The sequence below is a fragment of the Tepidanaerobacter sp. EBM-38 genome (genome assembly GCA_001896545.1).
In the GTDB taxonomy this organism is placed as follows: domain Bacteria; phylum Bacillota; class Thermosediminibacteria; order Thermosediminibacterales; family Tepidanaerobacteraceae; genus Tepidanaerobacter.
In genome coordinates, this window is record MPOT01000049.1 from 24,703 (window position 1) to 39,626 (window position 14,924).

Sequence of the window (14,924 nt, forward strand, 5' to 3'; positions counted from 1 at the left end):
CATTTACTTCTAAGGCAAGTTTTTAATAGAAAAACGCTATCATAGTAAATGCCCATTGACTTTATAATCCTCAGTCATCAAATAAGGTGCTAAGTGACTTGTTTTCGTGAATTCTCAATATTGCTTCTGCGAAAAGAGGTGCTACCGAAAGCACTTTTATCTTGTCTAATTTTTGACTCTCACGCAGTGGTATTGTATTCGTCACAACCACTTCCTCTATAGGAGCTGCTTTCAATCTTTCTATAGCAGGGCCTGACAGTACCGGATGCGTGCAGCAGGCATAGACGGCTTTGGCTCCCCGTTCAATAAGAGCTTGAGCCCCCAAAGTAAGGGTGCCCGCCGTATCTATCATATCATCCACTATAATTACAGTTTTACCGGAAACTTTTCCTATTATGTTCATAACTTCGGCTACATTTGGTTCAGGGCGGCGCTTATCGATGATTGCAAGGGGAGTAACCAAACGGTCTGCCAACTCTCTAGCCCGAGTTACACCACCAACATCAGGAGATACAACCACTACATCTGTTAAGCCTTTATTTTTGAAATAATCCGCTAAAATAGGCATAGCCTTTAGGTGGTCTACGGGGAAATTGAAGAATCCCTGGATTTGTCCGGCATGTAAATCCATCGTGAGCACGCGGTTTGCTCCGGCAGCAGTAAGTATATCTGCAAGCATTTTAGCCGTGATTGGATCACGGGAACGAGCTTTGCGATCCTGCCTGGCATAGCCGTAGTATGGTATAACGGCAGTTATACGGCCTGCAGATGCCCTCATCATAGCATCAATCATTATAAGCATTTCCATGATACTGTCATTCACCGGGTAAGAAAAGGGCTGAACCACAAATACATCTGCCCCTCTTACCGTTTCTTTTATTCTTACTTGTATTTCCCCATCACTAAAGGTACCGACCCATGAGTCACCCAAAGATATACCTAAGTGTTTTGCGATTTCTTTGGCAAGGTTTGGGTTGGCATTGCCCGTAAAAACCTCTAGCCTACTTTCCATCGCCTTCTACTCCTCCTTTTAAATTGTGATTTCGTGTTGCAGCCCATCCTATTTTATTTTCCTGTCTTGCACGAGCTATGGCTAGGGAGTCCTCCGGCACTTCTTTGGTAATGGTGGACCCTGCCGCTACATAAGAACCGGCTTTTACGGTAACCGGTGCTACCAGGTTTGAATTGCATCCAACAAAGGCATTGTCTTCTACCACGGTCTGATGTTTTTTGTATCCATCATAATTTACAAAAATCACCCCGGCACCGATATTTATATGCTTTCCTAAAACTGCATCCCCTACATAGGACAGATGCGGTATTTTAGTGCCTTCGCCAACTTTTGCATTCTTAAGCTCTACAAAATCCCCCACTTTTACCTTCGAAGAAAGTTTGCAGCCCGGTCGAAGATTGGAGTAAGGACCAATCTTGACACCTTCTTCTAGAATACATTCATCGATTTGACTCATGCTTATTTCGCAACAGTCCCCGATAACAGTATCTTTTATACGGCTAGGGCCTATGATAGTGCAGCCTTCTCCTATCTGGGTTTTGCCTTCTAACATAACTCCAGGATAAATAGTAGTGTCTTTCCCGATTTTAACTTCGCAATCCACCATGCATGTACCGGGGTTGATAAAAGTTACGCCTTCATCCATCCAGCCATCAATGATTTTTTTCTGCATGAGACTCTGCACTTCGGCTAATTGGCGTCGGTTATTAATCCCATGGAGTTCCTCAGGATTCTCAAGCTCAAAAGCAACTACTTTCTTGCCTTCTTGATTTAAAATTTTCACAACATCAGTAAGGTAGTATTCGCCTTGGCGATTATTATTCCCTACTTTTGAAAGAGCGGAAAATACCGATAATGTATCAAAACAGTAAAAACCAGCATTTATCTCATTGATTGCCCTTTCCTGTCTATTGGCATCTTTATGCTCTCGAATATCAAGGACTCTGCCGCCTTCCCTTATTATCCTGCCATAACCGGTAGGATCGGCAACTTTTGCCGTCATCACCGTAGCATTAGCGTTTCGTTCTCGATGAAAGCATGCCATTTTTTCGATACTTTCCGCTGTAACCATAGGCATATCCCCGTATAAAACGACAAAATGGGTACTGCCTTTAACAGCGCTTTGTGCTTGCATCAATGCATGGCCGGTGCCTTTTTGTTCTTTTTGAATTATAAATTCAATATCTTCATTTGCATAGGTTTCTCTTATCTTTTCGGAATCCTTGCCGACTACCACGACTATTTTGTTTGCTCCCGCATATCTGGCTGCATTTATCACATGTGTCAATATAGGTAGCCCGCAGACTTTGTGCAGCACTTTAGGTATATCGGATTTCATGCGGGTTCCCTCACCTGCTGCGAGAATTACAGCCGTAAAATCCTCCATCATAACCCTCCTAAGCTTTCTTAAAATCCACTTTTATAAATCAACTATGCATTTATCTTTTTAAAGCTTATTTCCAATGTAAATAACGTTTGCTTTTAATTTTTGAGTATTTCGAAAAACTAGGGACATCCTAAGATGTCCCAAATCTATTCTATTGCACTATAATAATGATTTAAAATCGTTTCCTGTATCTTTGCCCTTGCTTCGGCACTAATGGGATGTGCAACATCTTTGAATTTTCCATCTGGAGTTCGCCTGCTGGGCATAGCAATAAACAGGCCATTCTGACCTTCTATTATACGGATATCATGCACCACGAACTCGTCATCGAAAGTAATAGATACAACCGCTTTCATCTTTCCCCCTTCTGCAACTTTACGTATGCGGACATCGGTAATATTCATCGGCGCTACCTCCTGGGAAAATTTTAGTGTAATTAAGTCTTGCCCCTGGCAATAAATAAATTATACACTAAGTATTTTAATACTTTTGTGTTAAAATTTCTATAAAAAAGTCAAAAATCCTCCTAATATCTTCATAAGATTAAAATAAAATTATATTTACTCCTCCAAGCACCTCAGCCCGCTGTGAAAGATGTAATAATTGGCGGTATTGTAAAATATTGTCTTATAATAATTTGTCATTTATATTAATATAAATCTTTCCCTCATTTGTATCTATTCTTTTTAGAATCAAAAGTGATGTAAAATCCCTTACAAGCTTCTCTTTCGGCACAGCAGTAGTAACTACCATAGCAGTACCTATTACTTCAGCTTTGAATTCCGCCGCAAGTTCCATCATCCCACGAGCCGTACCGCCGCCTTTCATAAAATCATCTACAATTAAAACCTTAGCATTTTCCGGCAGTGCTCGTTTAGCAAGGGACATATTATGAATTTTTTGACCGGACCCGGATACATAACTGATACTAACCGATGGTCCTTCTGTTACACGACTATCTCTTCGAGCTGATACCATTGGAACATTTAAGGCTCTCGCCGTCATAATGGCTATTGGTATGCCCTTGGTTTCTACCGTCAGCACATGGGTTGGGTTGCGGTCAATAAACAGTTGGGCAAAAATTTCTCCAATGATGCGCGAATACACTGGCGAAAATACGGCATCGGTCATATAAAGATAACCTCCGGGAATTATTCGCTTTTCTTCCTGTAAGATTTTACAAAAGTCTTGTAAAAAATTCTGTATGTCCTGCTTGGACCTTTGAGTGCGATAGCGCACCCCTCCTGATGCCCCGGGAATAGTAACAATTTCTCCTTCGCCCGCATTTATAAAAGCGTTTTTAATAATATCCAAGTCTTCACTTATAGAGGACTTGGCTGCACCAAGTCGTTTTGCAAAGTAGTTGAGAGAAATAACCTTGTTTGGGTTTTCAGACAGCGTTTTTGAAATCAGAGCAATCCTATCACTGCGCCTCATGTAAAATCCCCCTAGCTTAGTACTCTTTCGGCAAGTTCAAGATCACTTTCCTTATCTACATCGGTTCCAATCTCGGGATAATCACTAATCACTGCTTGTGCCTTTATGCCAAACAAATCTGACACACGCTTTTCCAACTGCTCAATGGTAAGTGTACCCATTAAAAACTTAAATATAGTACCTATTCCCAGTATCTGCGCAAGCTTCCACGGCTTTTTTCTATAGACCATAAAGTTTTCGGCTTGTTTTATACATTTTTTTACTGTACTGACTTTTACAATCACTAAGTTGCCCCCGGTAAATGTGCCGTCTTTTATCTTCACATATGTACGCTTAACTTTCGGGTATTTTTTCTCATTTGCCTCTTTTCGAACTATTGGGTAATAAAATTCCGCATCAGATTTTAGCGATTTTTCTACAAAATCTCTGATAGCCTCAGGGGTTATCATAGGAATATCTGAGGTTGAGATTAAAACCAAATCATCGTCATGAAAAATCTCGACACCCTTTAATATATTATCCGTCATTGAAGGCCCACCGTTAACAATTATATCCACATGATTCTCAAGGGGCAAAAGCTCTTCCTTAGGCCCCACAACTGCAATAGTATCAATAAACTCCAACGCTTTCATGGCATCGATTATGTACTTTATCATTTCTTTGCCGCAAATTTTGATAAGTGCTTTGTTGCAACAGGATTTGCTTAAATTGCAATCTTCTTGTGAACCGGCCAAAATAAGGGCCTTCATAATGGTTCCTCCTCAAAATCCATTTGCTTTCTAAGTATATTCATCACATTGTATTCTACTTTATAAATATGCTCTTTGGCAAGTTTTTCAGCATTTTCAATATCCCCTTGTTTTATAGCATCAAAGATTTCTTTATGCTCTGACAAAACACTCTTTAGCCGAACAGGATTGCTAAAAGACTGAACACGGAATCTGTCTATCTGTTCTTTTAGGTTATTTATCATCTGGGCAAGCCTATTATTTCTCGAAGCACTGAATAATATTTGGTGAAATTCAGCATCTTTTTCAATTACTTTATCTATATCGTTTCTCCCTACGGCTTCAGAGATTTCTTTTAATATATTATCAAGGGTTTTAACTTCTTCATCAGTAATACGGTCGGCTGCCAGAGCTGCAGCTAAGCCTTCTAGGCTGCTGCGAATTTCAAAGACCTCAGCAACATCTTTTAAGGTAAGTCCCGCCACATAGGCACCTTTGCGGGGAACCATAACTACCAAGCCTTCAAGTTCTAACTTTCGTATGGCTTCACGCACAGGCGTTCTGGAAACTCCCATTTCTTCGGCCAGTTGAACCTCCATTAGCCTTTCACCCGGTTTTAACTTACCGCTTAAAATTGCCTCTCTCATTGCTGCGAAAACCAAATCCCTAAGGGGTTTATAGTTGTCCAATTTTATCGTAGAAAATCTATTGCTCAAAATACATCCTCCTCATTCCGTTTTGGTCACAAAAATCCAGTTATCTGTACCTGCAAAATCATCAGCCGCTCTTTTGGCATCCCGAATATTTTCAAAAATGCCGAAAACACTGGGACCGCTGCCCGACATAACACTGCCCAATGCTCCTTTTTCTAACATGCGTTTTTTTATATCGCCAAGCTCAGGATAAAGTCTTATCGTAACTTCTTCCAAGACATTGCAAAGGCCTGAAGCTATTTTATCGATATCCTGATGCTCTATATAATCTATCATAGCTTTTGTATCTGGTCGGATTTTTATGTTTTTTACATCCAGTCTATTGTATACCTCTTTTGTAGAAATGCAATATGGTGGTTTTACAAGAAGTATGCTAAGGCCCGATAGGGATTTTAAAGGAGTCAGTTGTTCACCTATGCCGCGTGCAAAAGCGGTTTTGCCCAAAATACAAAAAGGTACATCTGCACCGATTCTTTCTCCCAAAGTCATTAACTCGTCCTTAGGTATTTTTAACTCAAAAAGCTCATTTATACCTATAATAACCGCTGCCGCATCTGAACTGCCTCCTGCCAGTCCTGCCGCTAATGGGATGTTTTTGTGTATATCGATTGACACCCCAGCATCAAGCTCATATTCTTTCATCATGAGCTCGGCAGCTTGGTAAGCCAGATTGCTTTCATCTTGAGGCAGTTTTTTGCAGTTTGTGTTTAAAACTATATCGCGCTGAGAAAGTAATTCTATTGAGATTATATCCTTTAATGCAATTGTTTGCATAATCATTTCAACTTCATGATAGCCGTCAAGTCTTTTAAAAAGCACATCAAGGGTCAAGTTTATCTTGCCCCTTGCATCTATATCCAATTTCTTCAACAACTTTTCCCCTCTCAACGCAAAGTAATAATAACATCCATATTTATATATTTCACAAAAAACCTTAAAATCCTGCTAGTTTAAAAAACTAAAGTGTTGTTGTGATTAAAAAATATTTTTCAGTTTTTCTATAAATGTACATAATAAGGGAGCATGGAAAACTACTTAAAAATAGTTTTAATATGCTCCCGGAAATTATATTTTTCAAACATTTTTATACTCTCGGTATGATCAACTGTTGGCCGGGCATGATCGCATCGGGATTTGCAATGTTGTTTGCGGAAACTATGGACTCTATGGTAACATTGTATCTCTTGGCTATGAGCCAGAGTGTATCTCCTTTCTGAACAATGTATATGGTCATGGAAGGCTTTTCTTTTTCTTTTTCTTTTTCTTTCTCTTCTTTTTCTTCTTTTTCTTCCTTCTCCTCTTCCTCTGGTTCTATTACATTTACAACTATATCGATTTGAATCATCTCGGTTACCTTTGCAAAAAGGCCTAGAACCGCCCTGACTTCAAACCTCCGAGGTTCATTGGGTATTGTGGATGATGAGCAGTGCTCTACCAATACGTCAAAGTCAAGCATCATATCTTCTTCGGCACCGGGAATCTCAACAAAAGTAGTAAAATCAACCTCGTGTTCCATAAAATGCAGCGGCTGCTGTGGTGCACCCTCTGGAACATTTGCTACGTAAAGGGTTTCCAGTGTAATTACTCCCTCTACAACCACTTTGCCATCCAATATCCGGGCCTCGGTAACCTTGGCCTTACAATTTGTTCTGTAAATCTGCTCAATATCAGGTTTTTCCTCAGGCACACTGAGCACATCTTTTATGACAATCTCGTTTTCATCTTCTCCAATAACTTGATCCAGTTTTAAACGGGTTTTTTCTACCTCAAGTTTCTCAGATGGGCTGAAAACATCAACAACAATCTGCATAATCCTGGTTTCGAAAACTTTTGCCCTTATTTTTAAAATTGCTTCTATTGTTATACTTCTTTCATCTTTTCTGCGCCCTTTGATATGTTCCACTTCTACTCTTACAAACTTTGCCATGCCTTCTTGTGCACCTGGTATTTCTACAAATTGAGTAAACGGTATCTCAACCTCCATAAAATGCACCGGCTGCAGAGGTTGCCCCTGTGAGGCTATTGCAACATATAAAATTCCGACTTCCAAAACACCTTCAATAATAATCTTGTTTTTAATAATTTTAGTAGATGTTTCTCGGGCTTTGGCCTCAATCTGGAGTACCTGCTCAATATCAGGCTTTTCTTCCGGTACTCCCACATCACTTTTGACGATATTCTGAGCTCGTGCTTCTCCTATGACATCCTCAATACGCAAGGTCTTTTTAAGTACCTGTAAATCTTCCGGCCCATAAGCATCGGTAACTATTTCAATTTCTACCCGTCTGGTCACTTTTACCAAGAACATAACAATAATCCTTACTTTGATTTCTCTGGGCCGATTTGGATCGAAGCTGTGCTGGATATGTTCGATCTTTGCTCTGACGCGCACATCCATGTTCTTTGTAACTCCGGGAATCTTTACGAAAAAGCTGAAATCAACTTGCCCTTCTACAAAATGAACCGGTTGCTTCGGCTGTCCTTCAGGCACAATAGCTACATACATTGCATTTACATCGATATTTCCTTCAACTATGACTTTGCCTATCTTGGAATCAAGAATCTCTGTATCTAATTTTTCGGTGTCCAGGGTAGCATCCACCGATATTACCCGTTCTATGTCCGGTTTTACATCAGGCAATATTATTGTACCTTCTACAATAGTTTGAGTCCTGTCTTCGCCTACTACCTGGTCAACCCTGACCCGTTCCTTAGTCAATACTACACCCATTTAAATCCTCCTTTCTCTAATAATGCACACCCTTACTCATATAATATATGTTGAGCTTGCCAAATATGTTACAGATTAAAAAAATACTCTTTTTAGCAAAGACTTGCTTTGTTTTTGCTTTTTGCTTTTATATGGCATCATCAGGTTTATTTTCTTCCTTCTGTTTTGCTTTTTCATCGGTTTCTTTTTTTTGCAACAGCTTAAACTTTTTACTTTCCTCCAAATCTACTGGTCTATTAGGAAAATCTATAAAAAGCTTTCTTGAAAACAAGTAAAACACCACTAAAATGACGCCGGCAAAAATGATAAATATAAGTATATTCATCTAGTGTTCTTCCTTTCCCATCGACTTTTTTAAAACACTAAAAGCAGCAATACATGTTCAATAATATAATATGAACTGATATTGAAAAGGTGAGTAAAAAAAGACGATAATAAATATTTTTAATCAGCTTAAAATCTTGAAATATCTTGGTTTATCCACATTATCAACAAGTTATCCACATAAAATCCACAATACATGTGGATAAATCGCAGCAGTAAATAAAAAAAGAGCCGCTGCACAGCAAAATAAAACAATTTGCGGTGCAGCAGCTCCTTTTTGTATATTTATATTTAACCGGCAAATATAATTCGCAGGTCTTTATTTAATTCCGATGAAGGTCTGCGTATACATCTTGCCATATGGTCCTCCATCGACAATTCCAATACCGATGTGAGTAAAGTTAGGATTTAATATGTTCGCACGGTGGCCCGAGCTGTTCATCAAACTTGTATGAGCCTGCAGTACTGTCGGTGCGCCTGCCAGGTTCTCACCTGCATATCTGTAGCTAATGCCATTGTTCTTTAAGGCATCAAAGGGAGTGCCATATGTAGGAGAGGTATGTGCAAAATAATTTTTTTCTATCATGTCTTTACTTTTTTTGCGAGAAATCTCTACAAGCCTCATATCATTTTCAAGAGGCGCAAGACCTACTTTTTCCCTTTCTGCATTTACCAATTCCAGCATCTTGTTTTCATCAGCAGTAAGGCCTTTTATCTCCGATTCGTTTGTAGTTTGCTTCGGCGGTTCACTAGGTTTTACCGGTAAAGTCTCTGTCGGTTTTGTCTTATCGGGGAGAATATTTTCTTGCGAAGTCAGTATCCACTTTCCGTCCTTATATGTATAAACAAATTTGAAAGTCTTGGCCGAATCTGAAGTGATAGAGTTTAAATCGATTGGAACCTTAAACGTTTGAGTCTGACCATTGATTGTAACTTTAACATTATACAACGTAGCGGCACCGGCAACCTCCGGCATAACCAGCACAAGTGCAAGCAGAAGAATGACTGCTGCTTTTTTGTGAACATATTGCATCATATATTGCCTCCTTTGAAAGGTATTGCACAGGATTTAAGAATTTATCCAAAAATTCCATCCTATGGTATCACTATTATATAATTTATCCACTGTATTCGACAAACCGTGAATACCTTAATTATAGCAGCAGTCCTCTTTTCAGGTGTAACAAGTAGTATATAATTCAGATTTTGTTAAAATTATTTAATTAAATGCCATGGTGGTTAATTTATCCACATTTATCTCATCTTTTTGCCATTTTACACATCTTTTGGATAACATCATATACTTAGATACCTTACAATTTTATTTGAAGTAGTTTTAAAACATTTGTTATCGGATTTATTAAGGTAGCCTGGTCGGAACCGGCAAACAGGAGACCTATTGCTTTCATTTCATCGTTAACTACTATTGAGCCGCTGTCTCCTGGTTTTGCCATAGGACTTGCGAGAATTTGCTCATAAAAGACTGCTTCTTCTTTAGGACTTAGAATGACCTTTGTCACTACGTTTATAGCCTTTATTTGACCCGTAGTAACCCCTGTGGTGCGACCGCTTTTTTGAACTGTTGCTCCGATTTTCGGTTCTTCTATTCCAGTTATTTCGCCAAGGCCGACTATCTCCGAAGCTACATACTCTGCTTTAATGGGACTGGCTACAGCCGCATCGACCATATTTTTAGAAGATGTCCTTTTAATAAAATTAATTTGATAGTCAGGCTTTACAATTTTGAGAATACTGTTTATTAATTTTTCAAAGCCGTTGGCTATGGCACAGTGGCTGGCTCCGCTGCTTTTTACAAGCGGTACGAATCTTTCCAAATATGCTATTACATCGGAGGAAGTTCCACCGTCATAAGCTCCCGGTTGCAGCACAGCATCTCCAATTGCTGATTTGCCGTCAGTTCCATCAGTAGCATTTGCAAGCACATGATTATTTGAAAGTATGAGCGGTTTACCCGTTTTTTGGTCTTCTACCAATGCTCCAAAAGTCCCTGCAGTAATTTTATAATGGCCTATGCTCATCCCTGGCTTAGCAGGCCTTGCTTTTTCTACTCTGGCCGCAAGAAGTCTAATCTCGCCCACCTCAATCACATCAGTTGGGGTGTCCCCTAAAGTTTTGGGTATTATGTTATTTTTAGAGAGCTTTTCGTCAGGAATTTTTTCTTTTACAAGGACAATAATAGCCGGTTTGTTGGTAGTTCTGCCACGAATCGTCTTATACCCCAACCCTAAACCCACCACATTTTCCAAGCTTAATATCTTTTTTTCGTGTTGCCTTAAAATACGCTGAAGCTGTTGCATAAAAAATCCCCCTTTCACCGCCTATATATTTATATATATTGGTGAAAGGGGATAATTGTGTTATTTAACCCGCAAAAAAAATAATCCCGAACATTCGGGATTAAAGTGAATTACATTTTAGTTTCGGTTCATCATTAGTCAAGACCGTAAGTTCTACTGTATCAGTTAGTATGTCAGAGTAACTATAAGAAATTCTTCTTACAAATTCCGGTGACTCGGTAACTTTCACTATAAAAATACTGGGATAAACCTGTTCGAGGATACCCTCTTTTTCAAAAGTCTTTTTACGGCCACGGTTGGCCCGGAGTTTCACTCTTTTACCTACATGTGATTCAACGTCTTTACGGATTTTTCTAAGTGCATCAGCCGAAGCCATAACCTCACCTCACAAAAAATACAAAATACACTGTATATTATAGCACCTAATTGTCGAAATGTCAAATAACAGGATATTTTATCAGTCATGGTGAGTTTTGTCAATACCCAAGATGGCAAAAAAATCGCTTTACGCGTAAAAATAGCAATTTAATTTATTTAATCATGGTAATAATTTTTAATTCCATCTACTATTGCTTTAGCAGCTTTTTGACGAAATTGCGGCTCGGAAAGCAGTCGTTCTTCTTCAGGATTACTTAAACAAGCAATATTTAACATGACTGACGGGCTGTTAGTTTCCCTCAGTACGTATAAATCTGCAGGTTTAGCACCCATATCTTTGAGCATCAGTGTTGCTATAAGCTTCCTATGAATGTATTCAGATATCTTTTTCCCTTCTGCATCGCCGGGATAGTAAAAGGTTTCTGTCCCACCTATCGCATCATCAAAGAAAAAATTCTGTTGAATACTTATAGCAATATCAGGTTTACTATTATTTGCAATTTGCACTCTCTCAGAAAGGCTTACAAACTCGTTTTTGTTGCGGGTTAAAATTACTTTTGCCCCACACTGCTCAAAGCCCTCTGCAGCAACTTTTGCTATTTCAAGATTTACATATCCTTCCGACAAACCCATAGGGCCTGATTTACCGCTGCTGCCGCCTTGTCCCGGATCAATTACTATTGTTTTGCCTATGAGCGGTTTTAAATATGTGGGTTTTTCTACTTGCTTAAGGTCAACACCTGTAAAATAAAACTTTAAAATCTCATCTACGGGAAATCCTAATAAAGCCATGCCGCGTGCACCATACTGGCAAAGCCCCAAACCGTTTCCCATTCCCATCACGTCAAACGAAAGCCCGGATACTTTCCATGTAAATTTTGTTGAAGAAAGGCCAAGCAGGTTTCTTACATCCTCACCATTGAAAACCATATCTCCTATGCGTATTTTTTTAATGCGGCCTGAAGCTGTGGATTCTATGTTATCCAGCAGCCCTATAATTTCGTTTTTTTCTGAAAGATTTTCGTCAAAATTAATTGCCAATCGGCGTTTTAGTTCCCGAATTGAAAAATTTTTTGTAATATTCCAGTAAGGTGAATCCTTGCAATAAATACATTCTACTCTTCTTAAATAGCTGACCTTGTTTCCCCATACATTTTCCGAATCCTCTGTGCATCCTCCGCAAGCTTCATGGTATACTGCTTCTATAGGATTATTATTGTACACCATGATGATTTCTGATGTTTCTTCTACTGCCGACTCAATTTTTTTTGCAAACTCTTCATAGCGACCCCCCCATGTCCTTTGCCGCTCATCTATATCCATAAAGCCCTGGCAGTGCAAGGAATCGCTGCAAACATCAAAGCCCGGCTGCCGTTTACACCCGCTGCCTCCGAAGATTCCCATTCGTTTTACGGCCAGTGTCCTGCAGCATATGGCTTGAGCCTTTAAGGCTTCTTTAGGAAATTCCGGAGGCATGCTCGCAGACACGGCTCCAATAACATACTCCTTTAAATCAACAAGACGGGCTTCTTGTTTATTAGTATCATAGAGTTTTACGGTAAGTTCTTCATAATCAAAAGTCATGTATCTCACCACCGATAGTCAAATTACTCATAGGGTGATCGTGGAAGACCTTCCCTTAACTTGCCCCGAGTTTCAACGCCGCCAATGCCTTTAATACCGGTTATCGTTGCATCGATTATATCTCGTGCGGAAATGATTTTATTTATAGAAGTAAAAGCTATTTTTTCAATTATAAACACCGGATCCAATGCATGTATAAACACCCTATGCGGCGAACTTGCAAAGTTAGCTCCCGCTCTAAGAATTCCCTCATAATGTGACTGGCAGGCTCCTGCAAATATCACCAGGTCATCCAGGGATGGCTCAAAACGTCTGGCATTTTGTACTGCTTCAATAAAATATTTAGAATTTCTATAATTATTCACATCGCTAAAATCCTTCTTTTCTTTGAGCAAGCCATCATGGCCCGTAATAACTAAAATGTCAGGATTATATTTTATTAGCAAACTGTGAATTTTCTTTGGTTGTTCTCTTTCAAGCAAGCTTATGCCATATGCTTCTATATCCAATTGTCTATAAGTATTAAGGCACAAATCCAAATACTCCTCATCACCGTCTATGTGCAGAACTATCCCCGGAACATCAAAAAAACCATTGTTCTCTTCTAATTCACTGCGAACAACGCGCTTTTGCTTTTCCAGTTCTCTACGATAAAAAATTCGTTCCATGGATTCATTGCTTTTTTTAATATAGTCTTTTTTATATTCCCTAATTTCAGTGGATGTAGGCAAAATTAAATCATCGATAGGTGCATCGGCAAGGACTCTGACGTTAAGGCCCTTTAATGTGCAATAACCTTTTTCCTCAAAGATATCCACTACTTTAAAAAATACATCTTTGTTGTAGGATGCACGTGCTACTACATCTCCTATTTTGATTTTTGCCATTCTTTTTCCCCCGCTTTCCTATATTTCACCTTTGATAAGCTTATTACATAATATGATGGTAGGAGGGGGGATGTGAGCATATATGTAATGAGGTGAAAAAAATGAATGTTGCCGTAGTTCCTGCAAAAAATGAGCAGGGAAGAATCGGCAAGGTTCTCACTTTGCTGCAGCAAACATCGGTAGAAAAAATCGTTGTCGTGGTAAACGGGTCACAAGATGATACCATGCAGGAAATAAAGGCATTAAATATGGAAAATGTGGAAATTCTTTATTTTGCCAAGGAGCTGGGTATAGATATTCCAAGGGCGATAGGAGCCTACCAGGCTTATACGGGCGGTGCTGCTTGTGTGGTTTTTGTCGATGGTGATTTGGTGGGAAATATACGTATTCAGATAAATGAGCTTATATATGCGGTAACAACGAATATGACAGATTTAGCCATGACTGACTGCTATCCCGAATTAAATTACAGCAGCACGTTAGCCGAACAGACTTTATTTTTTAGAACATTGTTGAATTTAAACTTAGGCTTTTACGATAAAATCGGAGTAGCCACACCTTCACATGGACCTCATGCCGTTTCTCGTAAGCTTTTAGAGCTTGTAGATTTTCGGGATTTTGCCGTGCCACCGGTCGTTTTAGCTTTTGCCGTACGGCAGGGGCTTTCCGTTGATGTACCAACAAAGCTGCCTCAAAAACAGCTTGGTTCAAAAATACGAAATTACTCTCACGCAAAAAAAATCGCAGATACAATAATAGGCGATACTATAGAAGCCATAAACTACTTTCGCGGCAAACCTAGAACTCGCTGTTATTTAAACAAAGAATACCAGGGTTACAACCCCTTTAGGCGCTTTGATATATTGGAGAAATTCTTGACTATGACTTAAAATAATGAAAGCGGCATTTCCTTTGCGTAGAAAATGCCGCTTGATTTCTATTTTGTATACTTGTCAGCTACTTTAGTGGCACCACAGGCATCAGGCTTGATTTTGACCTTGAATCCGCTGCCCATGACCCAGCCCACGACTTCTCGAATAAGCTCTTTGGTATCACCGTTTTGACCTATATCCACATGGATTTCTACATCCATATCCTTATAGCGGGTCTTTGCCATCTCTTCTTTTAACTGGGTTACCGCATCCAATGACATGGAAGTTTCTGTAAATATTTTGTGGCGTAAGTTTTTAACATGTGACATGTATTTTCTGTAGTAATAGTAGCGGGCACCCTTCCCGACTCGGTGAATTATCACGGCAGTAACAAAGCATGACTCTTCTCTGGACTGGGAATCGGTACCGATTATAAGCTTATATGATGTGGAAGGTTCTTCTTCCATAAAAGCTACAATATCCTGAACCATTTCCTGGATAGACATTTTGCCTTTTGTAGGGTTAATAAAGTTCATGATTATCATCCCATCCT

The 14,924-nt window shown here is 39.3% G+C and carries 16 protein-coding genes; 1 reads left to right on the plus strand and 15 read right to left on the minus strand.

Translation table 11 applies throughout. The annotated features are described in order from the left end of the window. Positions 1-70: 70 nt before the first annotated feature. The 14 genes from BUC45_RS05410 to yabG form a co-directional block, all read right to left on the minus strand. Entirely contained in the window at positions 71-1,012 is a 942-nt protein-coding gene (locus BUC45_RS05410; RefSeq protein ID WP_296970849.1) for a ribose-phosphate pyrophosphokinase, read from the minus strand. Further along, the gene (gene glmU, locus BUC45_RS05415) at positions 1,002-2,399 is read right to left on the minus strand and encodes a bifunctional UDP-N-acetylglucosamine diphosphorylase/glucosamine-1-phosphate N-acetyltransferase GlmU (protein WP_296970850.1); all 1,398 of its coding nucleotides are present in this window, start codon (positions 2,397-2,399) and stop codon (positions 1,002-1,004) included. The genes BUC45_RS05410 and glmU overlap by 11 nt, the downstream gene beginning before the upstream one ends. A 146-nt stretch (positions 2,400-2,545) precedes the next feature. Next, on the minus strand, positions 2,546-2,803 hold the full coding sequence (spoVG, locus tag BUC45_RS05420; protein ID WP_296970851.1) for a septation regulator SpoVG: 258 nt from the start codon (positions 2,801-2,803) through the stop codon (positions 2,546-2,548). A 223-nt stretch (positions 2,804-3,026) separates the two neighbouring features. Further along, positions 3,027-3,836 (minus strand): pur operon repressor, encoded by an 810-nt coding sequence (gene purR, locus BUC45_RS05425; protein WP_296970852.1) that lies wholly within the window; start codon positions 3,834-3,836, stop codon positions 3,027-3,029. An 11-nt stretch (positions 3,837-3,847) separates the two neighbouring features. Continuing rightward, positions 3,848-4,585 (minus strand): NTP transferase domain-containing protein, encoded by a 738-nt coding sequence (locus tag BUC45_RS05430; RefSeq protein ID WP_296970853.1) that lies wholly within the window; start codon positions 4,583-4,585, stop codon positions 3,848-3,850. Beyond that, positions 4,582-5,280, minus strand: a complete 699-nt coding sequence (locus BUC45_RS05435) for a GntR family transcriptional regulator (RefSeq protein WP_296970854.1) — start codon at positions 5,278-5,280, stop codon at positions 4,582-4,584. The genes BUC45_RS05430 and BUC45_RS05435 overlap by 4 nt, the downstream gene beginning before the upstream one ends. A 12-nt stretch (positions 5,281-5,292) precedes the next feature. Continuing rightward, the gene (gene ispE / locus BUC45_RS05440; protein ID WP_296970855.1) at positions 5,293-6,147 is read right to left on the minus strand and encodes a 4-(cytidine 5'-diphospho)-2-C-methyl-D-erythritol kinase; all 855 of its coding nucleotides are present in this window, start codon (positions 6,145-6,147) and stop codon (positions 5,293-5,295) included. 214 nt (positions 6,148-6,361) lie between these two features. Next, positions 6,362-8,008, minus strand: a complete 1,647-nt coding sequence (locus BUC45_RS05445; RefSeq protein WP_296970856.1) for an SPOCS domain-containing protein — start codon at positions 8,006-8,008, stop codon at positions 6,362-6,364. Positions 8,009-8,135: 127 nt separating this feature from the next. Beyond that, on the minus strand, positions 8,136-8,333 hold the full coding sequence (locus BUC45_RS05450; RefSeq protein ID WP_296970857.1) for a hypothetical protein: 198 nt from the start codon (positions 8,331-8,333) through the stop codon (positions 8,136-8,138). A 318-nt stretch (positions 8,334-8,651) separates the two neighbouring features. Then, entirely contained in the window at positions 8,652-9,368 is a 717-nt protein-coding gene (locus BUC45_RS05455; RefSeq protein ID WP_296970858.1) for a CAP domain-containing protein, read from the minus strand. A 277-nt stretch (positions 9,369-9,645) separates the two neighbouring features. Beyond that, on the minus strand, positions 9,646-10,650 hold the full coding sequence (locus tag BUC45_RS05460) for a hypothetical protein (RefSeq protein WP_296970859.1): 1,005 nt from the start codon (positions 10,648-10,650) through the stop codon (positions 9,646-9,648). Positions 10,651-10,750: 100 nt separating this feature from the next. Beyond that, positions 10,751-11,026, minus strand: a complete 276-nt coding sequence (locus tag BUC45_RS05465; protein ID WP_213973800.1) for a Veg family protein — start codon at positions 11,024-11,026, stop codon at positions 10,751-10,753. A 158-nt stretch (positions 11,027-11,184) separates the two neighbouring features. Beyond that, positions 11,185-12,612: a stage II sporulation protein D gene (gene spoIID, locus BUC45_RS05470; protein WP_296970860.1), complete on the minus strand. Its 1,428-nt coding sequence runs from the start codon at positions 12,610-12,612 to the stop codon at positions 11,185-11,187. A gap of 23 nt (positions 12,613-12,635) precedes the next feature. Next, positions 12,636-13,499 carry a sporulation peptidase YabG gene (gene yabG / locus BUC45_RS05475; protein WP_296970861.1) on the minus strand — a complete coding sequence of 288 codons (864 nt, stop codon included), beginning with the start codon at positions 13,497-13,499 and terminating at the stop codon, positions 12,636-12,638. Between the two features lie 101 nt (positions 13,500-13,600). Between yabG and BUC45_RS05480 the strand changes: the two genes are divergently transcribed. Beyond that, complete coding sequence (locus tag BUC45_RS05480; RefSeq protein ID WP_296970862.1) at positions 13,601-14,389, plus strand: glycosyltransferase; 789 nt, start codon at positions 13,601-13,603, stop codon at positions 14,387-14,389. Positions 14,390-14,436: 47 nt separating this feature from the next. On the opposite strand, the gene BUC45_RS05485 is transcribed toward BUC45_RS05480, so the two are convergent. Continuing rightward, on the minus strand, positions 14,437-14,907 hold the full coding sequence (locus BUC45_RS05485; RefSeq protein ID WP_296970863.1) for a ribonuclease H-like YkuK family protein: 471 nt from the start codon (positions 14,905-14,907) through the stop codon (positions 14,437-14,439). Positions 14,908-14,924 lie beyond the last annotated feature (17 nt).